Genomic DNA, 23084 nt, shown 5'->3' with positions numbered 1-23084 from the left:
AGTGTTTTGAACAGCAAGTGTTCTGATCGACAGCCTTCTGATTGTTTGGAGTGACCTCCATGGATACCATGAAACTGCAAAAACGCGCGTCCGTCTCGGCGATGCTCGATCCCAAGATCGTCGTGCCTGCGATCCGCGCGTCCTTCACCAAGCTCGATCCGCGCTTGATGATCAAGAATCCCGTGATGTTCGTGGTCGAGATCGTGGCTGCGCTCACCACCGTGATCTTCCTGCGCGACCTCGTCACGGGCGGTGGGAACCTCGGCTTTACCTTCCAGATCATCGTCTGGCTCTGGTTCACGGTGCTGTTTGCCAATCTTGCCGAAGCGGTGGCCGAAGGCCGCGGCAAGGCGCAGGCGGAATCGCTGCGCAAGACCCGCACCGAGAGCCAGGCCAAGCTGCTGACCGGCGCCGGCCTGGCCTTCAATCTCGTGCCGGGCACCAGCCTCAAGGTCGGCGACATCGTTCTGGTCGAGGCCGGCGATACCATTCCCTCCGATGGCGAGGTGATCGAGGGCGTCGCGTCCGTCAACGAGGCCGCCATCACCGGCGAGTCCGCACCCGTGATCCGCGAATCCGGCGGCGACCGTTCGGCGGTGACCGGCGGCACCCAGGTGCTCTCCGACTGGATCCGCGTGCGGATCACGGCAGCGCAGGGCTCGACCTTCATCGATCGCATGATCAAGCTGGTCGAGGGCGCGGAACGGGCGAAGACCCCGAACGAGATCGCGCTCAACATCCTGCTGGCCGGCCTCACCATCATCTTCGTGTTCGCCACCGTCACCATCCCGAGCTATGCGGCCTATGCCGGCGGCTCGATCTCGGTGGTTGTGCTGGTCGCGCTGTTCGTGACGCTGATCCCGACCACGATCGGCGCGCTGTTGTCGGCGATCGGCATCGCCGGCATGGACCGCCTGGTTCGCTTCAACGTGCTGGCGATGTCCGGCCGCGCGGTCGAGGCCGCCGGCGACGTCGACACGCTGCTGCTCGACAAGACCGGAACGATTACGCTTGGCAACCGCCAGGCGACCTCCTTCCGCCCCGTGCGCGGGGTCACCGAGCAGGAGCTCGCGGACGCGGCCCAGCTCGCCTCGCTCGCCGACGAAACCCCGGAGGGCCGTTCGATCGTGGTGCTGGCCAAGGAGAAATACGGTATCAGGGGCCGCGACATGGCCGAGTTGGGAGCCACCTTCATCCCGTTCACGGCGCAGACCCGCATGAGCGGCGTCGATGCCGGCGGCTCGTCGGTGCGCAAGGGTGCGGTCGATGCCATGCTCAACTACGTCGGCGGCGGTGCGCCGCTGGCCGTTGCCTCGGGCAACACCGCCCGCGCCATCCAGCCAATGGCATTGTCGGACGTCGGCCGCGAGATCCAGACCATTGCCGACGACATATCGAAGGCCGGCGGCACGCCGCTGGCGGTCGCCAGGGACGGCAAGCTGCTCGGCGTCATCCAGCTCAAGGACATCGTCAAGGGCGGCATCCGCGAGCGCTTTGCCGAGCTGCGACGCATGGGCATCCGCACCGTCATGATTACAGGCGACAATCCGATGACGGCCGCCGCGATCGCAGCGGAGGCCGGTGTCGACGACTTCCTGGCGCAGGCAACCCCCGAGGACAAGCTCAAGCTGATCCGCGACGAGCAGGCCAAGGGCAAGCTGGTGGCGATGTGCGGCGACGGCACCAACGACGCCCCGGCGCTCGCGCAGGCCGACGTCGGTGTCGCCATGAACACGGGCACCCAGGCGGCCCGCGAGGCTGGCAACATGGTCGACCTCGACTCCAATCCGACCAAGCTGATCGAGGTGGTCGAGATCGGCAAGCAGCTCCTGATGACGCGCGGCGCACTGACCACGTTCTCGATCGCCAACGACGTCGCGAAATATTTCGCGATCATCCCGGCGATGTTCCTGGCGTTCTACCCCCAGCTCAACGTGCTCAACGTCATGAACCTGTCGAGCCCGCAGAGCGCCATCCTGTCGGCGATCATCTTCAACGCGCTTGTTATCATCGCGCTGATCCCGCTGGCGCTGAAGGGCGTCGCCTATCGCGCGGTCGGGGCCGGCGCACTGCTCCGGCGCAACCTGCTGATCTACGGCCTCGGCGGCATCGTCATTCCCTTCACCGGTATCAAGGCGATCGACCTCGTGGTGACCGCTTTACACCTGGCTTAACCCCGCCATTGCGAGGAGCGAAGCGACGAAGCAATCCAGACTGCCTCCGTGGAAAGATCCTGGATTGCTTCACTTCGCTCGCAATGACGAAAGAGATTGGAGAAACACATGCTCAGAGAAATCCGCCCTGCCATCGTCCTGCTGCTGGTGCTCACCGCCATCACCGGACTTGCCTATCCGCTCGCGATGACCGCTATCGCCGGCGCGATCTTCCCGGCGCAGGCGCAGGGCAGCCTGATCGAGAAGGACGGAAAGGTGGTCGGCTCCGCCCTGATCGGGCAGGAGTTCAAGGACGACAAATATTTCCACGGCCGTCCCTCGGCGACGGTGGCGCCCGATCCGAACGATTCGACCAAGACGGTATCGATGCCCTACAACGCCGCCAATTCGGGCGGCTCCAATCTCGGCCCGACCAGCAAGGCGCTGGCGGACCGGCTGAAGGAAGACGTGGACAAGCTCAGGGGCGAGAACCCGAATGCCGCCGTGCCGGTCGACCTCGTGACGACCTCAGCCAGCGGCCTCGATCCGGACATCTCGCCGGAAGCGGCGCAATTCCAGGTGCCGCGCGTCGCGAAGGCGCGAAACGTGCCGGAGGATCAGGTCAAGCAACTGGTGGCTTCCAACACCGAGGGCCGCCTGCTCGGCCTGATCGGCGAGCCCCGGGTCAACGTGCTGGCTCTGAACCTCGCGCTCGATCGTGCCACGAAGTAGTCTAGGCTAGGTCCGCGCGGATGATTATATTGATCTGATGGTCCGAGAGCGCCGCGATCCCGAACAACGTCCTTCGCCCGAGGCGCTGCTGGAAGCCGCGCGCCGGGAGGAGGGCGTGAGCGGCAAGCTGAAAATCTTCGTCGGCGCCGCGCCCGGCGTCGGCAAGACCTACGAGATGCTGCAAAGCGCCCACGCCAAGCGCAAGGCCGGCATCGACGTCGTGGTCGGCTTCGTCGAGACCCATGGCCGCGCCGAGACCGAGGCGCTGGTGCGCGGGCTGGAAGTGATCCCGCGCAAGGAGCTGGATTACCGCAGCCAGATTGTCGAGGAAATGGACCTCGACGCCGTGATCGCGCGCCGGCCGAAAATCGCGCTGGTTGACGAACTCGCCCACACCAATGCCGCCGGTAGCCGCCATCCGAAACGCTATCTCGATGTCGAGGAGCTGCTGTCCCACGGCATCGACGTCTACACCGCCGTCAATATCCAGCACATCGAGAGCCTGAACGACGTCGTCGCGCAGATCACCCATGTGCGGGTGCGGGAGACCGTGCCGGATTCGGTGTTCGACCGCGCCGACGCCATCGAGCTGATCGACCTCACGCCCGACGACCTGATCCAGCGCCTGAAGGAAGGCAAGGTCTATGTCCCCAGGCAGGCCGAGCGGGCGCTGGAGCATTATTTCTCGCCGGGCAACCTGACGGCGCTGCGCGAACTGGCGCTGCGGCGCACGGCCGAACGGGTCGACGAGCAGCTGCTCACCCACATGCAGGCGAACGCGATCGCGGGTCCCTGGGCCGCAGGCGAGCGCATCCTCGTCTGCGTCAGCGAAGATCCGCGCGCGGCCAGCCTCGTGCGCTACACCAAGCGGCTGGCCGACCGGCTGCACGCGCCGTTCATCGCGGTGTCGATCGAGACGCGGCGATCCCTGCAAATGTCCGATGAGGAGCGCGACCGACTGGCCGATACGCTGCGGCTCGCGGAATCGCTCGGCGGCGAGGCGCTGACGATTCCGGGCGTCGGCCGCCGCCTCGCCGACGATGTCGTCAACTTCGCGCAGGGCAACAACGTCACCCAGATCGTGATCGGAAAGTCGACGCGCTCGCTCTGGTTCGAGATGACGCGCGGCTCCGTCGTGCACGATCTGGTACGCCGCGCCGGCAATATCAGCGTGCATGTCATCCCTGGCGACGAACTCACGGGTGAGCCGGCGCCGAAGACGGCGGTGCAGACCGCAACGCGATCGGACCCGCTCGATGCGCGGCCCTATCTGAAGGCACTCGGGATCACCGCGCTTGGCCTCGCTGCCGCCGTGGCGATCAAGCCATATTTCGGCATTGAGAACGTCGACCTGATGTTTCTGACCGCCGTGGTGACGGTTGCCGTGCGCTACGGATTGTGGCCGTCGCTGCTTGCGAGCGTCGCGGCGTCGCTCGCCTACAATTTCTTCTTTCTGCCGCCGGTCTATACCTTCACCATCACCGATCCGACCAATGTCGCGGCGTTCTTTTTCTTCATGCTGATTGCGTTCGTGGTGTCGAACGTGGCGGGGAGGGTCCGCACCCAGGCTGATGCTGCGATCGGCCGCATCCGGACCACCGAGCAGCTCTATGCTTTCAGCCGCAAGCTCGCCGGCACCGGCACGCTCGATGACGTGCTGTGGGCGACCGCCTACCAGATCGCGCTGATGCTGAAAGTCCGCGTGGTGCTGCTGCTGCCGGAGGACGGCCTGCTCACGGTGAAGTCGGGCTATCCCCCCGAGGACGATCTCGATCAGGCCGACCTCGCCGCCGCCAACTGGGCCTGGAGCAATGACCGGCCTGCAGGCCGCGGCTCGGACACGCTGCCGGGTGCAAAACGGCTGTTCCTGCCGATGCGCACCGGGCGCGGGCCGATCGGCGTCATCGGCATTGACAACGACCGCACCGGTGCCTTGCTGACGCCGGACCAGCGCCGGCTGCTCGACGCCCTGGTCGACCAGGGCGCGCTGGCGATCGAGCGCGTGCTGCTGGTCGAGGACGTCGATCGCGTCAAGCGCTCCGTCGAATCCGAGCGGCTGCGTTCCGCATTGCTGACCTCGATTTCACACGACCTGAAGACGCCGCTCGCATCCGTGCTGGGTGCGGCCTCGACCATGCGCGATCTCGCCAGCGCGCTCTCCGACACCGAGAAGCGCGACCTGCTCGCCACCGTGATCGACGAATCCGAGCGGCTCAACCGCTTCATCGCCAATCTGCTCGACATGACCAAGCTCGAATCGGGCGCCATCGTGCCGAACGCTGCGTTGCACGATCTCGGAGAGATCGTCGGCAGCGCGCTCCGACGCGCAGCCAAGATCCTCACCGCCCACAAGGTGGAGCTGGAGTTGGCCGCAGACCTTCCTATGCTCCAGCTCGATGCGGTGCTGTTCGAGCAGGTGCTGTTCAACCTGCTCGACAACGCCGCCAAATATTCGCCGCCCCACGCGACGGTCTCGATCCGCAGCCGGCGCGACAGCGATCATGTGGTGCTCCAGATCGCCGACGAGGGCGACGGCATTCCGTCCGAGGAGCTCGAGAGCGTGTTCGACAAGTTTTATCGCGCGCAGAAGGGCGACCATGTCCGTCCCGGCACCGGGCTCGGGCTCGCCATCTCTCGCGGCTTCGTCGAGGCGATGCGCGGCACGATCTCGGCCGCGAATCGCAGCGACCGGAGCGGCGCGGTTCTGACCATCCGTCTGCTCATACCGGCCCGGACCCACGCATTGGATACCGCCGCATGAGCGCTGCCCCGATCAAGGTGTTGGTCATCGACGACGAGCCGCCGATCCGCAAATTGCTGCGGATGGGGCTCTCGACGCAAGGCTATGAGATCCTGGAGGCGTCGAACGGCAAGACCGCGCTGGAGAAGCTCAGCGAGGATCCCGCGCTGATCATCCTCGATCTTGGCCTGCCCGACATCCAGGGCCATGAGTTGTTGCGCACCATCCGCGCCCGCAACGAAGCTGTGCCGATCGTGGTGCTGTCGAGCCGTGGCGATGAGGCCGGCAAGGTGGAGGCGCTCGATCTCGGGGCCGACGATTATCTGACAAAGCCGTTCGGCATGGACGAGCTGCTGGCGCGCCTGCGCGCCGCGCTGCGGCACCAGCTTCAGATCCAGGGCGAACGGCCGGTGTTTCGTGCCGGCGATCTTTCGGTCGATCTGGTGCGCCGGATCGTCAGGGTCGGAGAGCGCGACGTCAAACTGTCGCCGAAGGAATATGACCTCCTACGTGTGTTGGTGCAGCACGCCGGCAAGGTGCTGACCCACAGATTCCTGCTGAGGGAGCTCTGGGACGAGCTGACCGACGCGCAATATCTCCGCGTCTATGTCCGCCAGCTCCGGCAGAAGATCGAGGCCGATCCGGAGCGGCCGCAATATGTGCTGACGGAAACGGGGATCGGCTATCGGTTGAAGGCGGGGGATTAGGCTGACCACGTGCGACGATCCGTCATGGCCGGGCTTGTCCCGGCCATCCACGTCCTGACGCCGCATCGAGAACGTGGATGCCCGGGACAAGCCCGGGCATGACGACCGAAATGGCGGCGCAAGCCTGCATCAACATCGTCATTGCGAGCGCAGCGAAGCAATCCAGACTGCCTCCGCGGAAACATACTGGATTGCTTCGCTGCGCTCGCAATGACGGATTAAGTCAACCCGCCTTCCTCTGCCGCGCTGTCGATCGGTGCGTCTTCTTCGCGGCCCGCTGTCGTCCCGACGCCCGGCGCGCATGGGGCTTCGCCGCCGTCTTCTTCCCGCCGCGCGCCTTCAAGCTCTGCTTCAGCGCATCCATCAGGCTGACGACATTGCTCGGCTTCTCCTCGGGCTCCGGCAGCTGGATTGTCTTGCCGCTGGCCTTGCGCTTCACCAGGGCCTTCAGCGCGTTCTCGTAGTCGTCCTTGAACTTGCTGGGATCGAAATGAGAGGCCTTGGTCTGGAGGATATGGCCGGCGAGCTCAACCATGTCCTTGGTGATCTTCGGGCTCTTGATGTCGTCGAAGAACTGGTCCTCGTCGCGCAGTTCGTAGGGGAAGCGCAGTGTGGTGCCGAGCAGGCCCTTGCCGAGCGGCTCGATCGCGATGATGTGCTCGCGATTGGTGAGCACGATCTTGGCGAGCGCGACGCGATCTTGGTCCTTCATGGCGTCACGGATCACGGCGAAAGCATCGACCGCCGCCTTGCCGTCGGGCGCGATATAGTAGGGATGGTTGAGGTAGCGCTGGTCGATCTCGTCGCTCGGCACAAAGCTCTCGATGTCGATGGTGTGGTTGCTCTCGATCTGGACGGCTTCGAGCTCCTCCGGCTCGATCTCGACATATTTGCCCTTACGCAGCTCGTAGCCGCGGCCCTTCTGGTCGCTTTCGACGACGTCGCCGGTCTCGGCGTCGATCATCTGCTGCTTCAATCGGTTGCCGGTCTCGCGGTTGATCATGTGAAACCGCGTCTTCTCGGCCGCGGTGGTCGCCGGATAAAGCACGACGGGGCAACTGACCAGCGAGAGCTTCAACGTTCCCTTCCAATAGGCGCGCGGTGCCATTCCGTTCTCCAGCGTCTGCGAGTCATTTTGGAACCCCAACCGTCCCGCGGGGTTTTGGTTCCGGGTGGGATGCGGGCCGTGATAGGCTTCCATGCCGAAAGAGAATCCGGGACCAGTCGTGCTGCAAAAGCTCTCCAAGTATCGACAGAAACGTGATTTCGAGAAGACGCCGGAGCCGTCGGGCAAGACCGCGGTGGCGCCGTCGAAGCAGCGCCGCTTCGTGATCCAGAAGCATGACGCTTCGCGGCTGCACTACGATCTGCGGCTCGAGTTCGATGGCGTCTTCAAGTCCTGGGCGGTGACGAAAGGGCCCTCGCTCGATCCGCACGACAAGCGGCTGGCCGTCGAGGTCGAGGACCATCCGCTCGACTATGGCGACTTCGAGGGCACGATTCCGGAGGGCCAGTACGGCGGCGGCACGGTCATGCTGTGGGATCGCGGCACCTGGGAATCCGAAGATCCCGAACGCGGTTTCAAGAAGGGCGATCTGAAATTCACCCTGCATGGCGAGAAGCTGCATGGCAGCTGGGTCCTGGTGCGCATGCGCAACGACCGCACCGGCGGCAAACGGACCAATTGGCTCTTGATCAAGCATCGCGACGAACATGTTCGCGAGGGCGCAGACAACGACATTCTCGAGGAAGACAGATCGGTCGCCTCCGGCCGTGCGATGGATCAGATTGCCGAAGGCAAAGGGCGCGCGCCAAAGCCGTTCATGCTGGCGAAGGGCACCAAGGCCAAGGCCGACGCGGTCTGGCAGTCCAACCGGGCGGACGACGCGAAAGAGCGCACGGTCAAGCCGGCCCCGCGCGCAGCGTTGAAAACCGGCAAAACGGCAAAGAAGAAAGCCACGACCGCCACGACCGCGAAGGCCGCGGAGATGCCGGATTTCGTGGCGCCACAGCTCTGTACGTCGGTCGAGCGCCCGCCGGGCGGCGACGGCTGGTGCCACGAGATCAAGTTCGACGGCTACCGCGTGCAGCTACGTGTCGAGGGCGGCAAGGCGACGTTGAAGACGCGCAAAGGCCTCGACTGGACCGAAAAATTCGCAAGCATAGCGAAGGAAGCGGGCGCGTTGCCGGGTATGATGATCGACGGCGAGATCGTCGCGCTCGACCACAACGGCGCACCGAACTTTTCGTCGCTCCAGGCCGCGCTGTCGGACGGCAAGACCGACCATCTCATCTTCTTCGCCTTCGACCTCCTGTTCGTCGAAGGCCTCGATTTGCGGCGGCTACCGCTCGGCGAGCGCAAGGCGCGGTTGAAGGATCTGCTGGAGGCGCGCAAGCGCAAATCGAGCCAGATCCGCTATGTCGAGCATTTCGAAAGCGGCGGCGACGCCGTGCTGCAATCGGCCTGCAAGCTCGAGCTCGAGGGGGTGGTGTCGAAGAAGCTGGACGCGCCTTATCGTTCGGGGCGGACGGAAAGCTGGACCAAGGCCAAATGCCGCGCTGGCCATGAGGTCGTGATCGGCGGCTACAAGACCACCAATGGCAAATTCCGCTCGCTGATGGCGGGCGTGCACCGTGGCGATCATCTCGCCTTCGTCGGCATGGTCGGCACCGGCTTCGGCGCCGACAAGGTCAAGCGTATCATGCCGTCCTTGAAGGCTATGGAGGCGAAGCAAAGCCCCTTCGGCGGCAAGAACGCACCGAAAAAAGCGAGGGAGGTGCATTGGCTGAAACCGGAGCTCGTGGCGGAGATCGAGTTCGCCGGCTTCACCGCCGACGGCAATATCCGCCAGGCCGCCTTCAAGGGTCTGCGGCAGGACAAGCCGGCGGAGGAGGTCGAGGCCGAGACACCGGTGGTGGATACCGAGCTTGCTGAGCCCTCGACGAAGCGGCGCGCCAAGCCGCGCGCGCAAGCGAAGACTGGCGCACGAACGGCCCAGGCTGGCGGCAGTGCCGAAGTGATGGGAGTCGTCATCTCCAAGCCGGACAAGGAGCTCTGGCCCGACGACGGCAATGGCGATCCCGTCACCAAGCTGGATCTCGCGCGCTACCTCGAAGCCGTCGGCGAATGGATGATCGTGCACCTGAAGGGCCGGCCATGCTCGCTGATCCGCGCCCCCGACGGCATCAAGGGCGAATGCTTCTTCCAGCGCCACGCCATGCAGGGCACCTCGAACCTGCTGGAGCTCGCGCGGGTCTCCGGCGACCGCAAGCCTTACCTGCAGATCGATCGCATCGAGGGGCTCGCGGCCGTAGCACAGATCGGCGGCGTCGAGCTGCATCCCTGGAATTGCGCGCCCTACGCCTACGACACCCCGGGCCGGCTGGTGTTCGATCTCGACCCGGCGCCCGACGTCGTCTTCGCCGAGGTCGTCGAGGCCGCCAAGGAGATGCGGCAGCGGCTGACCGAGATCGGCATGGAAAGCTTCTGCAAGACCACCGGCGGCAAGGGCCTGCACGTCGTGGTACCGCTGCGTCATGGCGCGCGCGATCAGGTGAGCTGGAAGGAGGCCAAGGCCTTCGCGCAAGGCGTTTGCCAGTGGATGGCGGACGACGATCCCGAGCGCTATCTGCTCAACATGTCGAAGAAGCTGCGAACGGGAAAGATCTTTCTGGACTATTTGCGCAACGACCGCATGTCGACGGCGGTGGCCCCTCTGTCGCCGCGCGCGCGCGCCGGTGCCACTGTGTCGATGCCGCTCACCTGGGCGCAGGTGAAGACCGATCTCGATCCGAAGCGGTATACGTTGCGGACGGTGCCTGCGCTGCTGCCGCGGTCGAAGGCGTGGGATGGTTATGACGATGCGGCCGTGTCGATCAAGGCGGCGATCAAGAAGCTCGCGACGAAAAAGAAGTAGGGTGGGTTAGCGAAGCGTAACCCACCACTTCTGTTGACGCGGAAAGAAAAGAGGTGGGTTACGCCTTGCGGCTAACCCACCCTACCGAACTAGATCTTCGCTCGGTCGCTAGATCCGTCCCAGCAGCAACAGGATCAGCAAGATCACGATGACGAGCCCGAGGCCGCCGCCGCCGTAATAGCCGGTGCCGTAGAACGGGCCGCCACCGATGCCGCTGAAGCCGCCGAGCAGCGCGATGACCAAAATGATCAGAATGATCGTACCGATAGACATGCCAAATCTCCTCCGGCCCTTCGTTTGAAGGGTCTCTTGCAACCTGTCCCGTGGTGCGAGGGCAACTTGCCGCAGGTTTTAAAGTTCCCCCAATGAAACACCGGTTGCACGCTCCACTTGCATGGAACCTTTATGGTACCGGCGGGCATGATTATGTGAGGTTCAATCACTAACCGGGCAGAGCCATGTCAGCACCACTTGTCGTCTCCATTCCCCACCGCCTCGGCCGCGAGGAGGCGGTGCGCCGGCTCAAGACCGGGCTCGGCCGCGCTGCCGCCAGCATTCCGGTGATGCAGGTCGAGGAGGAGCGCTGGAGCGGCGACAGCATGAACTTCCGCATCCGCGCGCTCGGGCAGATCGCGACGGGGCAGGTCGACGTCGCCGACGACCATGTCAAGGTGCAGGTGGTGCTACCCTGGCTATTGCAGCGCTTTGCGGAGATGGCACAGGCCACGATCCGCAAGCGCGGCCAGCTGCTGTTGGGCAAAGACGCGAAAAGTTAGCGTTCAAGCGCGGGCGCGCTGTCGCACCGGCTTCGCCGCACCCGCGGGGCGCGCCGGGATCACAGAAGCGGGAAAACCGCGAAGCGCCTGCGCGAGCGGCAGATCGTTCCCTGCAAAGCCCGGCACGCTGTAGCTCGTGATGTCGACGGTGGCATCGACCCCATCGAGCGCCGGCCATTCGCGTCCTGCTTGCGTGAAAGGTGCGAAGTGGCGCCCGACCGCGACGATCGCAGCAGCGCGGCCGTGGCGGCGGGCAAAGGCCACGACATGGTCGGCATGTGCGCCCCGCACCTCAAGCGGCTGGTAGTCACCTCGCGCGAAGACGTCGAACAACTCGTTGCGCAGCTTGAGCAGGTGCCGCGTCCAGGCGAGCTTGAGCTGGCCGTCCGGCCAGCTCTTGATCAGATGATTCCAATCCGGATTCTCCAGCGTGCCCAGCGCCGCGTGTCGCGCGGAAAAATCCACCGGGCGGCGGTTGTCGGGATCGACCAGCGACAAATCCCAGAATTCGGTGCCCTGGTAGAAGTCGGGCACGCCCGGCAGTGTCGCCTTCAGCGTGAGCTGGCTCAGCCCGTTCAGCGCGCCGAGCAGCGCGACGCGACGAGCCAGGGTTTGCAGCGCCTCCAGGAATTCGCCTGACAGTGCGGGATCGAGGATCTTCGCGATGAAGCTCTTGACGCCGTTCTCATAGGCCTCGTGCGGGTTGAGCCAGCTGGTTTCCTCCTTGCCCTCGCGCGCGGCCTTGAGCGCATAGGCTTGGATACGCGCGACGAAACCGGCTTCGGCCGACTCCCCAAGCGGCCAGGCGCCGAGCAGGGTCTGGTAGAGCATGTATTCGAACGTGGCCGACGGAGCGCGCAGATTGCCGTCGAGCGCGAGGTGCGGCGCGTTCAGGACTTTCCAGCGTGCCACGGCGCTGGTCCATTCGCCGGGAAGTTCACTCAAGGCCGCGATCCGCGCCCGGGCGTCCTCGCCGCGTTTGGTGTCGTGCGTGGCGGTCGCCGTCATCCCTTGCGGCCATTCCCTGGCGCGGGCCTGCATGGTCTCGTGGAAAGCGGGAATGGTGAGCCCCTTGCTCGCGGGGTCGCCGCCGACCTCGTTCAGGGCGAGCAGCCGGTGGAATTGATAGAAGGCGGTGTCCTCCAGCGACTTCGCCATCATCGGCCCGGTGAATTGCTGCACCTTCAGCGCAAAGCGGCGCACCCGCGGGGCGCTGTGCGGGGGACGACCGGGCTTGAGCAAATCCATGGTAAGCGCGTCGCGCAGGAAGTCGAAAATGCCTTCGTCCGCGGCGAACCATTCCCGGCGCGCTTGCTCGATGGTGTCGTCGATCAGCTTGCGATCGTTCGCCGTCGGCGCGCCTGTCGTCAGATAGGTGCGGTACACCGGGAAATGCAGCACGTAGAGCTCGAGCGCCTGCCGCAGGCTGTCGGCCGAAAAGTCGCGGGTCGAGTAGTGCCCGTTGGCGATGCGCGCAAGCAGGCGCGTCAGAACCGTGAATTCGCTGGTCAGCAGCGTCTCCAGCACGCGCCTTTTGGCGTCCTTGACATAAGGCGCGAGCCTCGGCGGCCGGTTGCTGATCTGGCGCCAGGTCTCGTCCAGGGCCTCCAGCCCTTTGGGGTCGACCAGAACGTGAGTGATGGCATTCATCCACTCATAGCCGGTGGTGCCCTGGACGCCGGCGAAATGCGGCAGGCGCTCGTGCTCGCACAGGATTTTCTCGATCACCGTATAGAACGGCTTTGTGGTGCCCTGCGCGTCGCGCACCAGCCGGCGCAGCCGCTGACAATATTGCGCGGGATCGCGCAGCCCGTCGATATGATCGAGCCGGATGCCTTGCAGTTTGCCGTCGGCAATGAGTTGCTTCACCAGCCGGTGCGTGGCGGCGAACGTGCCGGGATCCTCGACGCGCATGCCGGCGAGCCCGTTGACGTCGAAGAAGCGACGATAATTGATGTCGCTGGAGGCAAGCCGCCAGTGCCCCAGCTTGTAGTGCTGGCGCTCCAGCAAATGATGCAGTGCCAGCGTCTGCGCGGGACGGTCCTTGGCGGCGCGATAGGCGCCGAGGCCGCGCGCGATGATATCGGCGCCGCCTGCGATCTCTTTGAGCTCCGCCTTGAAGCCGGGCCCTTCCTTGCGGTTGGGACGGCGCAGTCCCGTGTAGCGGGCCGCAAGCGACAGCAGGCGCTTGCCGGCCTCGGTCCCGGCGGCGTCGGCGTCCTTCACGATCATCCGCAGCATCTCGCCATAGCGCTCCGGCGCGATCGGCAATCGATGCTCGAAATACCAGGCGGAGAAACTACCTTCGGCCGGATCGTAGCGCAGCTCGATATCGCCGCTCTCGAGCGCTTCGCCATAGGACGCTCCAAGGATCGGCAGCAGCACGCCGCCACGGGCGCGGAAAGCCAGTTGATCCCAATCGATATCGAAGGAGACGGCGTGCGGCGAGGCTTGGCCCCATTCCAGCACGTCCAGCCACCAGGGATTGTCGGCAAAGTGGACGCCGACATGGTTCGGTACGAAGTCGATGATGAGGCCGAGGTCGTTTTGCGTCAGCGCCTCGCTCAACCGCGCGAAGCCGGCCTCGCCGCCGAGCTCCGGATTGAACTGGCTGTGATCGACGGTGTCATAGCCGTGGGTCGAGCCCTTGCGGGCCTTCATCACCGGCGAGGTGTAGAGATGCGTGATCCCCAGCGCCTTCAGATAGGGCACCACCGCGGCGGCTTTGTCGAAGTCGAAATCCGCGGTGAGCTGAAGCCGGTAGGTCGCGAGAGGAATGGCAGAAGGCATGTCAGCCTCCGAGGCGCCAGACCACCGACCAGGGCGTAAGCCGGTCGCTGCCTGCGCCGCCCCAGATCGGGGTCCCCACGCCGCTGTCGGGGTATGCGATGTCCTTGTCGGAGAGATTGGCCACGAGGCGCAACGTCGCGCCATCTCCCATGTTCCAATGCGCGGTGAGCAGGCCGCTATCGGCCACGGCGGCGTCACCGAAGCGCGCGCCTTTCAGTCGTGGCGCGATCTCCTTGTGGCGGAGAGCGAGCAGCTCCCGCACCAGCGCGAGACGTGCATCCTGCTCCGGCGTGCGGCCGGTCCAGTCGAGCACGGCCGATTGCAGCGTTGCCGGATCGAGCGGGTCGGGCACCTCGTCGCCGTACGTCTCATAGGCCCAGGCGTATTCCTGCCTGCGCCCCTTGCGGACGGCATCAGCCAGCCCGCCCTGGAAGTCGCAGAAGAACGGGAAGGGCACGGTGGAGCCCCACTCCTCGCCCTGGAACAGCATCGGGACCATCGGCGCGAGCAGGGTCACCGCGAGTGCTGCTTCAATCTGCTTCGGCGATGCCAGGCTTTCGAGCCGGTCGCCGAGCGGCCGGTTGCCGATCTGGTCGTGGTTTTGCAGGAAGTTGACGAAGGTTGCCGGCGGCAGCTCGCCGCTGTTCTCGCCGCGCGCCTTCTTGCCCCAGAATTCAGAGATCTCGCCCTGATAGACGAAGCCGGAGGCGAGCGCGCGTGCGAGATCGAGCCGCGGCGTTTGATAGTCGGCGTAATAGCCGGCCAGCTCACCCGTCAGCGTCACGTGCCAGGCGTGGTGGTAGTCGTCGTTCCACTGGGCGCGATATTTGCCGTTTGGGGGCTCCTGCGCCGCGTCGAGCAGGCTCGCGCGGTTGTCGCCGTTCTCCAGCACGAGATGGATGTGCCGCCCCGTCGCCCTGGCAAGCTCGCCCGCGGCGACGCTGAGGTCTTGCAGCATCGATTGCTCGCCGGGGATCGCCATGATGTGATTGGCGGCATCAAGCCTGAGGCCGTCGAAGCGATAGTCGCTGAGCCATGACAGCGCATTTTCGACGGCAAAAGCGCGAACCTGCGGCACGCGATAATCGATCGCACTGCCCCACGGCGTGTGCGCGTCGGTGAAGAAGGTCGGCGCGTAGCGTCCGAGGTAATTTCCCTCGGGCCCGAAATGATTATAGACGACGTCGAGGAACACCATCAGCCCGCGCAGATGGGCTTCGTCGATCAGCGTCTTCAAATCATCGGGACGACCATAGGCGCTGTCGGGCGCATACCACAGCACGCCATCATAACCCCAGCCGCGGCGACCGGCGAAGTCGGCCAGCGGCATCAGCTCGACCGCGGTGATGCCGGTCGCGACGAGATGATCGAGCTTGTCGATCATGGCGCGATAGGTGCCTTCCTCGGTGAAGGTGCCGACATGCGTCTCGATCAGCACCGTCTCTTCCCAGGGACGGCCGCGCCAATCGGATGCGCGCCAGGCAAAGCCGTCGTGATCGATCACCTCGCTCGGGCCGAACACGTCGTCGGGCTGGAATGCAGACGCCGGATCAGGCACGTCGATCTCGTCGTCGATCCTGAATTTGTAGTTGCTGCCGACGGGCAGATTGGCAATCTCGGCGACATACCAGCCATCCTGCCGGCGCTGCATCGCGTGCCGTCTGTCGAGCAGGAGATCGACACGGCGCGCGGCAGGCGCCCACAGCCGGAACGACACGCCGTCCTTCGTCGGCCTCGCCCCGAAGGATGGCCTCATAGCGCCCCCGCGAAAGCGAGCACGGAGCGCGGCGGCGCCTTGCTGTCGCTTCCGGGCAGGAAGTCGACCGTGTTCAGCTTGGCGTCGGTCGTGTTGAGGATTTGCTGCCAACTCTTGTATTCGGTCATTTTTGGCAATTTGAATGCGATCTCTTCGGGGGCTGCGTTGAGTACGATAAAGATCGCGGCGCTGCCCGGTTCCATCGGCCCCATCACATAGGAGAGAAACCGCCCTTCCGGGAATTTCCAGTCGCTTTCCGTCATTTCGTCGCCGGCCGGCGTCAGCCAGAGTGCGCCGTAGGAGATGCCATCCTTGGGGCGGCCGTCGAGCCAGCGATGGCTGCGAAGCTGCGAGAACCGGCGACGGATATCGGCGAGCTCGGCGACGAAATCGACCATGTCGTCGCCGTCCTTGCCGAGATTGTCCCAGCCGACCCAGCCAACCTCGTTGTCCTGGCAATAGGCGTTGTTGTTGCCTGATTGCGAATTCCCGACCTCGTCGCCGGCGAGGATCAGCGGAATGCCCTGCGCCAGCATGAGGCAGGCCAGCACGTTCTTGCGAAGCTGCCGGCGCAAGCTGACGATTTGGGGATCGTCGGTCGGGCCCTCGACACCGCAATTGTTGCTGTGGTTGTCGTTGGAGCCATCGCGATTGTCCTCGCCATTGGCCTCGTTGTGCTTCTCGTTGTAGCTGAAGAGATCGGCGAGGGTGAAACCGTCATGCACGGTGATGTGGTTGACGCTGGCGCGCGGCCGCCGTCCATCGTGGTTGAACAGGTCGGAGGACGCCGTCATGCGGCTGGAGATGTCGCCGATCAGGCTGCCTTCGCCGCTCCAGTAGCGGCGCATGGCGCTGCGGTAGCGGTCGTTCCACTCCGACCATTGCGAGGGAAATGCGCCGACCTGGTAGCCGCCGAGGCCGAGGTCCCAGGGTTCGGCGACGAGCTTGACGCTCGCCAGCACCGGGTCCTGGCGGATCGCGGTCAGGAACGAGCTGCCGCGATCATAACCATTCGGCCCGCGCGCCAGCGTGGTGGCGAGGTCGAAACGGAAGCCGTCGACGTGGCAGACCTCGACCCAGTAGCGCAGGGAATCCATCACCATCTGCAGCACGCGCGGGTGGGTGAGGTTCACCGACGAGCCGCAGCCGGTGAAGTCGTCGTAATAGCGCGGGTTCTCGCGGTTCAGCCAGTAATAGGAGGCGTTGTCGATGCCGCGGTAGCACAGCGTCGGGCCGAGGTGATTGCCCTCGGCGGTGTGGTTGTAGACGACGTCGAGCATCACCTCGATGCCGGCATCGTGCAGGCGCGCCACGGTGGTACGGAAGGAATCGAGGGCGTTGTCCTGGGCGTAGCGCTGCTCGGGCGCGAAGAACGACAAGGTGTTGTAGCCCCAGTAATTGGCGAGCTTCTTCTCCACCAGGATGCGGTCGTCGACGAAACTGTGCACCGGCAGAAGCTCCACCGTGGTGACGCCGAGCTTCTTCAGGTGCTCGATCATCGCCGGCGAGGACAGGCCGCCATAGGTGCCGCGCAAATTCGGCGGCACGTCTTCGCGCTTCTGTGTCAGTCCCTTGACGTGGGCCTCGTAAATGATGGTGTCTTCCCAGGGAATGTTGGGCCGGATCTCGCGGCGGCCCCAGTTGAAGGTCTCGTCGACGACGACGGCCTTGGGCATGCCGCGCGCGTTGTCGCGCCGGTCAAACGACAGGTCCTCGCGCGGGCTTCCGGTGCGATAGGCGAAATGCGCGTCGCTCCAGACCAGCCGCCCGGAAAGCCGCTTGGCGTAGGGGTCGAGCAGCAGCTTGTTGGCGTTGAAGCGGTGGCCGTGCTCGGGCTCGTAGGGGCCATGCACGCGGTAGCCATAGAGCTGGCCGGGCGAGACGTCGTTGAGATAGCCGTGCCAGACATCCTCGGTGCGTTCCGGCAGCTCGACGCGCTCGAGTTCGCGGCGGCCCTGCATGTCGAACAGGCACAGCTCGACCTTCTGCGCGTTGGCGGAGAACAGCGCGAAATTGGTGCCGCGTCCGTCCCAGCTTGCGCCGAGGCGTGCGGGCGATCCAGCAGTCAGGCGCATCGTTCAGCTTTCCGGAACGAGGAAGATCGCAGCGAGCGGCGGAATGGTGAGGCGGAGCTCGCCATTGACGGCGTGGACTTCGCCGATGTTGCCGACATTGCTGCCGCCGTAATGGGCGGAGTCGGAGTTGAAGACTTCCTTCCACTTGCCACTGAGGGGCGCGCGAACGCGGTAGTTGCGATAGACGTTGGGTGAGAAGTTGACGATCACCATGCACCGGGCATGCTCGTCAAATCCCTTGCGCAGCCAGGCGAAGACGTTGCGGTTGGCGTCGTCGGTGATCAGCCATTCGAAACCGGCCTGCTCGCAGTCCATCTGGTGCAGGGCGGGCACCGCGCGATAGAGCCGGTTGAGATCGCGGATCAGCGCCTGGATGCCTGAATGGGGCTTGTATTCGAGCAAGTGCCAGTCGAGCGACTGGTCGTGATTCCATTCGCGGCTTTGTGCGATCTCGGCGCCCATGAACAGCAGCTTCTTGCCGGGATGGCCGAACATGAAGCTGTAATAGGCGCGCAAATTGGCGAAGCGCTGCCATTCGTCGCCGGGCATGCGCCCCAGGATCGACCGCTTGCCGTGCACGACCTCGTCATGCGACAGCGGCAGGACGAAGTTCTCCGAGAAGGCGTAGTGCAGGCCGAACAGGATGTCGCCGTGATGATGCTTGCGGTGGATCGGGTCCTTGCTGATGTAATTCAGCGTGTCGTGCATCCAGCCCATGTTCCACTTGTAGCCGAAGCCGAGCCCGCCGAATTCGACCGGACGCGAGACCTGGGGCCAGGCGGTGGACTCTTCGGCGGCCGTGGTCGCTTGCGGGAAACGCGCGAACAGCTCGGTGTTGAAGCGGCGCAGGAACGCGATCGCCTCGATGTTCTCCCTGCCGCCATGCTGGTTCGGAATCCACGCGCCGGGCGGACGGCTGTAGTCGAGGTAGAGCATGGACGCGACCGCATCGACGCGCAGTCCGTCGATCGCGTAGCGCTCGAGCCAGAACAGCGCGTTCGATACCAGGAAGTTCGTCACTTCGGTGCGGCCATAATTGTAGATCAGCGTGCCCCAATCGAGGTGACGGCCCTGGAGCGGATTGGCGTGTTCGTACAGCGCTGTGCCGTCGAAGCTGCCGAGCCCGTGCGGATCGTCCGGGAAGTGGCCGGGCACCCAGTCGAGCAGCACGCCGACGCCCTCGCGGTGGCAGGCATCGACCAGCGCGGCGAAATCCTCCGGCGTGCCGAAGCGGCTGGTTGGTGCATACAGCCCGGTCGGCTGATAGCCCCACGAGCCGTCGAAGGGATGCTCGCTGACGGGGAGGAATTCGAGATGGGTGAAGCCCATGTCGCGGGCGTAGGCCGGCAGCTGCTCGGCCAGCTCGCGATAGGTCAGCCATTCATCGCCGTTCTTGCGCCGCCACGAGCCGAGATGGACCTCGTAGATCGACATCGGCGCTGACAATGCGTTGATGCCGTCGGGCGCCGGTCGCGGCCGCGGCAGATGCGCCTCGTCGAACACGATGGAAGCGGTCTTCGGCCGCACCTCGCTTGCAAAGGCCATCGGATCGGATTTCAGCGGAAGCAGATGGCCATGCGGTCCGATGATTTCGAACTTGTAGTGGTCGCCGGACTTGGCGTGCGGGATGAACAATTCCCAATAGCCCGCGCCGCGCACCCGCATCGGATGGCGGCGCCCGTCCCAGAAGTTGAAGTCGCCGACCACGGAGACGCGCCGGGCGTTGGGCGCCAGCACCACGAAGCCGATGCCGTCGACGCCCTCGAGCCGCATCGGATGCGCGCCGAGCTTGTCGTAAAGGCGCTGGTGGGTGCCTTCGCCGAGCAGATAGAGGTCGAAATCGGTCAGGATCGGCGGAAAGCGATAGGTGTCCTCGAATTCGATGACGTTGTCGCCGAACTTCGCGCGGAGCTGATAGTGCTTCGCGCCGTTCGGCAAAGCGCCGATGAACAGGCCGGCATCATGGACGCGGTCGAGCTTCGCCACCTCGCCGTGCTCGCCCACCGCCTCGACGTTGGAAGCATCGGGAAGAAACGCGCGCACCACGCTCTTGTCGCCCTCGGGATGCAGCCCGAGATAGTGGAACGGATCGGAGTGGCGACCCTCGATGATCGCATAGGCCTCGGCAGGGAGTTTAGGCATGGGCTTCGCTCTCGATACTGGACAGAATGCGAAGCAGTCCGGACAGCGGCGCATGGAGCCCCTCAGGCCGGTGGGACAGCTCGTACTCTACTTCCTCGAACGCTTGATCAAGCAGGAAAAACCTTAACAGGCCTGCCGCGGATTGCGGATCTTCCGGCCACAGCCGCCGATCGGCCATGGCTTCGCGGTAGGCGGTGAGGAACGTCGCGGTGGTGCGCTCGCGCCATTCGTCAAGGGCAGCCGTAAGCCGGCCCTGTTCGTCGGAAGCACCGGTGAGCGCGCGATGGAGCGCCGCGTTAACCGAAAGATCAATCGAGCGGATCAGGCCGGCAACGTCGCGCGCCGCAGGCAGCTTGCGCCGCTTGTCGGCCAGCGGCAAACGCGGATCTCCGTCGAAGTCGATGATGAAGATATCGTCCTTCACGATCAGAGTTTGCCCGAGGCGGAAGTCGCCATGATGACGGATGTTCAACCCGCCGATCTCGGAAGGTAATAGCGCGTTGAGCCGGCCGGACAGGGACGCGCGCTGCGCGGCGAGCTGATTGATCAGCGGCCGATCTGCCTCTCGCAAGCCGTCGCTGCTGCTGGCGGCCAGCCGCTCGAAGACCCGCTCGGCCCGTGCCTTCAGCTCGGATGACCAGCGTTTGATTTGTGCGGAGCCAATCGGCTCCGGCGCGAGGTCGCCTGGCTTTGCAGCGGCCAGAGCCACATGCAGCTCGGCGAGCCGTCGGCCGATCTGCGTAATGAAGTGCAGATAGGGCGCTTGCTCCTGGGTCTCGCGGGGCATCTCGCCCGGTGGCAGCACCCGCTGCTCGTCGATATAGCGGTCGAGATAGCCCGCGGTGACGCCCCAGCCGTCGCCCTGGTTCTCGACATAGGCGTGCAGCACGCCGACTGCGCTGCGACGGTCGTCTTCGACCAGCTCGACGCTGCCGAGCAGTGCCGGCGTATTGGCAAAGCGGGCGATTTCGGTGAGGTAGGAGCCGATCTCGATCTCGGGATTGATGCCGGCTTCGAGCTGGCGATAGATCTTGGCGACATACTGGTTGTCGACCAGCGCGGTGCTGTTCGACTGCTCGATCGCGCGGATACGTTCGGGCTCCTTGATGGTGTACTCGGCAAACCGGCTGGTCGCCTTGAACTCCAGCCGAAGATTGTTTTCTTCCACCACCAGGTTCTGCGACAGGTTGCGCAGGAACAGACCGATGAAGATCTGCTCCGTTGCCACATCCAGCAGCGTCCCTTCGCGGGCGCCCTGACGCACGGCGGCGAGCGCCCTGGGATTGAAGCGTTCGCGGTCGAAGCGCACCCATTCGATCTGCATCGGCAGCACGTAGCGCGTGGTGACGTCGCCCTGCGCCACCTCGAAGAACGCGATCCAGGGCCTGTTGTCGCCGATGTCGCAGAACGGCACCGCCGAGGTCAGCGTCGGCTTGATCTGCTTGGGATTGTGCTCCGGATACCAGCGCGTGCGCGACAGGAATCCCGGCAGCACCTCATGCTCGAACACGCCGCGTTCGCGCGCCAGCGACACCCAGGTCGAGTTCACCGGCACCACCAGCGTCTCGAATTCCGGCACCGCGCGCGGCATCACCGGCTCGGACTTGTCGCGCTCGGTGAGCTGGAACCAGTAGAAGCCATAGGGCCCCAGCGTGACCATGTAGGGCAGTTCGCCGATCGCCGGAAAACGCGTGCGGCCGAGCATCTCCTGCGGGATGCGGTCCTTCCAGGGCGACAGATCGAGCTCGGTCGCCTGTGCGGCGCGCGAGAGATTGGCGACGCAGAGGATCACTTCGTCGCGATACTGTCGGACATAGGCGAGCACGGCGCGGTTGGTCGGGCGGATGAAGGTCATGGTGCCGCGGCCGAAGGCAAGCGTCGACTTGCGCACCGAGATCAGCCGCTTGGTGGCGTTGAGCTGCGACGACAGGCTGCGTGACTGCGCCTCGACGTTCACCGACTCGTAGCCATAGACGGGGTCCATGATCGGGGGCGCGTAAAGGCGGGCCGGATCGGCGCGTGAGAAGCCGCCATTGCGGTCCGGGCTCCACTGCATCGGCGTGCGCACGCCGTTGCGGTCGCCGAGGTAGATGTTGTCGCCCATCCCGATCTCGTCGCCGTAATAGATGATCGGCGTTCCCGGGAAGGACAGCAGCAGCGAGTTCATCAGCTCGATCTTGCGTCGGTCGTTGTCCATCAGCGGCGCAAGGCGCCGGCGGATGCCGACATTAATGCGGGCCCGCGGATCATTGGCGTAGGTCGACCACAGATAATCGCGCTCGACATCGGTGACCATTTCCAGCGTCAGCTCGTCATGGTTGCGCAGGAAAAGGGCCCACTGGCAGCTTGCGGGAATGTCTGGCGTCTGGCGCAGGATGTCGGTGATGGGGAAGCGGTCCTCCTGCGCGATCGCCATGTAGATGCGCGGCATCAGCGGGAAGTGATAGGCCATGTGGCACTCGTCGCCGCGGCCGAAATATTCCTGCACGTCTTCCGGCCATTGATTGGCCTCGGCCAGCAGCAGTTTGCCCTTGGAGTAGGAATCCAGCTCGTGGCGCAGCCGCTTGATGATGGCATGCGTCTCCGGGAGGTTCTCGTTCGAGGTACCTTCGCGCTCGCAGAGATAGGGAATGGCGTCCAGACGGAAGCCGTCGACGCCGGCGTCGAGCCAGCGTTTCATCACCTGGATCAGGGCGCTGACGACGCGCGGATTGTCGAAATTGAGATCCGGCTGGTGCGAGAAGAAGCGGTGCCAATAGAACGCGCCGGCCTCGTGATCCCAGGTCCAGTTCGACTTCTCGGTGTCGGTGAAGATAATGCGGGTGCCCTGGTATTTCTGGTCGGTGTCGCTCCAGACATACCAGTTGCGGGCGCTCGAGCCCGGAGGGCTGCGGCGCGCGCGCTTGAACCAATTGTGCTGGTCCGAGGTGTGGTTGACGACGAGCTCGGTGATGACGCGCAAGCCGCGTTTCTGCGCTTCCTGGATGAAGCGCTTGAAATCCTTCATTGTCCCGAAATCGGGATTGACCGCGCCGTAGTCGGCGATGTCGTAGCCGTCGTCGCGGCCGGGCGAAGGATAGAACGGCAGCAGCCACAGCGCGGTGACGCCGAGCTCCTGGAGATAAGGCAGCTTCTCAGTCAGCCCTGCAAAGTCGCCGATGCCGTCCTGATTGCTATCGGCAAACGCCTTGACGTGGAGCTGATAGATGATGGCGTCCTTGTACCAGAGTTCATCCACGATCTCGGCAGCCTCGGCTTTTTTGGTGTCGACGGAAGACAATACGTTCATGGCGTGC

General features: G+C 64.7%; 13 protein-coding genes. 6 read left to right on the top strand and 7 right to left on the bottom strand.

The window, feature by feature from the left end; genetic code table 11:
* Window positions 1–59: 59 nt before the first annotated feature.
* The 4 genes from kdpB to AC0L3U_RS28235 all read left to right on the top strand — a co-directional run bounded on the left by kdpB (window position 60) and on the right by AC0L3U_RS28235 (window position 6332).
* Complete coding sequence (gene kdpB / locus AC0L3U_RS28250) at window positions 60–2174, top strand: potassium-transporting ATPase subunit KdpB (RefSeq protein ID WP_473364020.1); 2115 nt, start codon at window positions 60–62, stop codon at window positions 2172–2174.
* A gap of 108 nt (window positions 2175–2282) precedes the next feature.
* Window positions 2283–2885: a K(+)-transporting ATPase subunit C gene (locus AC0L3U_RS28245; protein ID WP_473364019.1), complete on the top strand. Its 603-nt coding sequence runs from the start codon at window positions 2283–2285 to the stop codon at window positions 2883–2885.
* Between the two features lie 37 nt (window positions 2886–2922).
* Entirely contained in the window at window positions 2923–5646 is a 2724-nt protein-coding gene (locus AC0L3U_RS28240) for a DUF4118 domain-containing protein (protein WP_473364018.1), read from the top strand.
* Window positions 5643–6332 (top strand): response regulator, encoded by a 690-nt coding sequence (locus AC0L3U_RS28235; RefSeq protein WP_446479964.1) that lies wholly within the window; start codon window positions 5643–5645, stop codon window positions 6330–6332. The genes AC0L3U_RS28240 and AC0L3U_RS28235 overlap by 4 nt, the downstream gene beginning before the upstream one ends.
* A 223-nt stretch (window positions 6333–6555) precedes the next feature.
* On the opposite strand, the gene ku is transcribed toward AC0L3U_RS28235, so the two are convergent.
* Window positions 6556–7440 carry a non-homologous end joining protein Ku gene (gene ku, locus AC0L3U_RS28230; RefSeq protein WP_473364017.1) on the bottom strand — a complete coding sequence of 295 codons (885 nt, stop codon included), beginning with the start codon at window positions 7438–7440 and terminating at the stop codon, window positions 6556–6558.
* Between the two features lie 118 nt (window positions 7441–7558).
* Here ku and ligD point away from each other — a divergent pair, with 118 nt between their 5' ends.
* Window positions 7559–10249, top strand: coding sequence for a DNA ligase D (gene ligD / locus AC0L3U_RS28225; protein WP_473364079.1), 2691 nt, complete (start codon window positions 7559–7561; stop codon window positions 10247–10249).
* A gap of 108 nt (window positions 10250–10357) precedes the next feature.
* Here the strand turns inward: ligD and AC0L3U_RS28220 are convergent, their stop codons facing one another.
* Window positions 10358–10522: a DUF3309 family protein gene (locus AC0L3U_RS28220; protein ID WP_007595743.1), complete on the bottom strand. Its 165-nt coding sequence runs from the start codon at window positions 10520–10522 to the stop codon at window positions 10358–10360.
* A gap of 185 nt (window positions 10523–10707) precedes the next feature.
* On the opposite strand from AC0L3U_RS28220, the gene AC0L3U_RS28215 reads away from it, so the two are divergent.
* On the top strand, window positions 10708–11025 hold the full coding sequence (locus AC0L3U_RS28215; protein ID WP_219681182.1) for a polyhydroxyalkanoic acid system family protein: 318 nt from the start codon (window positions 10708–10710) through the stop codon (window positions 11023–11025).
* Window positions 11026–11028: 3 nt separating this feature from the next.
* Here the strand turns inward: AC0L3U_RS28215 and treY are convergent, their stop codons facing one another.
* Genes treY through treS form a run of 5 tightly spaced genes read right to left on the bottom strand, consistent with a single transcriptional unit; the run spans window position 11029 to window position 23077 of the window.
* The gene (gene treY, locus AC0L3U_RS28210; protein WP_473364016.1) at window positions 11029–13815 is read right to left on the bottom strand and encodes a malto-oligosyltrehalose synthase; all 2787 of its coding nucleotides are present in this window, start codon (window positions 13813–13815) and stop codon (window positions 11029–11031) included.
* 1 nt (window position 13816) lies between these two features.
* Window positions 13817–15571, bottom strand: a complete 1755-nt coding sequence (gene treZ / locus AC0L3U_RS28205; RefSeq protein WP_473364015.1) for a malto-oligosyltrehalose trehalohydrolase — start codon at window positions 15569–15571, stop codon at window positions 13817–13819.
* Window positions 15568–17646: a glycogen debranching protein GlgX gene (glgX, locus tag AC0L3U_RS28200; RefSeq protein WP_473364014.1), complete on the bottom strand. Its 2079-nt coding sequence runs from the start codon at window positions 17644–17646 to the stop codon at window positions 15568–15570. Before glgX ends, treZ begins: the two co-directional genes overlap by 4 nt.
* Window positions 17647–17649: 3 nt before the next feature.
* Window positions 17650–19788 (bottom strand): 1,4-alpha-glucan branching protein GlgB, encoded by a 2139-nt coding sequence (gene glgB / locus AC0L3U_RS28195; protein WP_473364013.1) that lies wholly within the window; start codon window positions 19786–19788, stop codon window positions 17650–17652.
* Window positions 19781–23077, bottom strand: coding sequence for a maltose alpha-D-glucosyltransferase (gene treS / locus AC0L3U_RS28190; protein WP_473364012.1), 3297 nt, complete (start codon window positions 23075–23077; stop codon window positions 19781–19783). Before treS ends, glgB begins: the two co-directional genes overlap by 8 nt.
* Window positions 23078–23084 lie beyond the last annotated feature (7 nt).

Source organism: Bradyrhizobium sp. Kon69 (assembly GCF_055807515.1).
The sequence above is the reverse complement of the archived record's forward strand: the minus strand, read 5'-3'. Positions and strand labels throughout refer to the sequence as shown.

What these genes read in the sequence shown, in the direction of transcription:
- kdpB (WP_473364020.1), top strand. Translation starts at nt 60, where the DNA reads ATGGATACCATGAAACTGCAAAAACGCGCGTCCGTCTCGGCGATGCTC.
- AC0L3U_RS28245 (WP_473364019.1), top strand. Translation starts at nt 2,283, where the DNA reads ATGCTCAGAGAAATCCGCCCTGCCATCGTCCTGCTGCTGGTGCTCACC.
- AC0L3U_RS28240 (WP_473364018.1), top strand. Translation starts at nt 2,923, where the DNA reads ATGGTCCGAGAGCGCCGCGATCCCGAACAACGTCCTTCGCCCGAGGCG.
- AC0L3U_RS28235 (WP_446479964.1), top strand. Translation starts at nt 5,643, where the DNA reads ATGAGCGCTGCCCCGATCAAGGTGTTGGTCATCGACGACGAGCCGCCG.
- ku (WP_473364017.1), bottom strand. Translation starts at nt 7,440, where the DNA reads ATGGCACCGCGCGCCTATTGGAAGGGAACGTTGAAGCTCTCGCTGGTC.
- AC0L3U_RS28220 (WP_007595743.1), bottom strand. Translation starts at nt 10,522, where the DNA reads ATGTCTATCGGTACGATCATTCTGATCATTTTGGTCATCGCGCTGCTC.
- AC0L3U_RS28215 (WP_219681182.1), top strand. Translation starts at nt 10,708, where the DNA reads ATGTCAGCACCACTTGTCGTCTCCATTCCCCACCGCCTCGGCCGCGAG.
- treY (WP_473364016.1), bottom strand. Translation starts at nt 13,815, where the DNA reads ATGCCTTCTGCCATTCCTCTCGCGACCTACCGGCTTCAGCTCACCGCG.
- treZ (WP_473364015.1), bottom strand. Translation starts at nt 15,571, where the DNA reads ATGAGGCCATCCTTCGGGGCGAGGCCGACGAAGGACGGCGTGTCGTTC.
- glgX (WP_473364014.1), bottom strand. Translation starts at nt 17,646, where the DNA reads ATGCGCCTGACTGCTGGATCGCCCGCACGCCTCGGCGCAAGCTGGGAC.
- glgB (WP_473364013.1), bottom strand. Translation starts at nt 19,788, where the DNA reads ATGCCTAAACTCCCTGCCGAGGCCTATGCGATCATCGAGGGTCGCCAC.
- treS (WP_473364012.1), bottom strand. Translation starts at nt 23,077, where the DNA reads ATGAACGTATTGTCTTCCGTCGACACCAAAAAAGCCGAGGCTGCCGAG.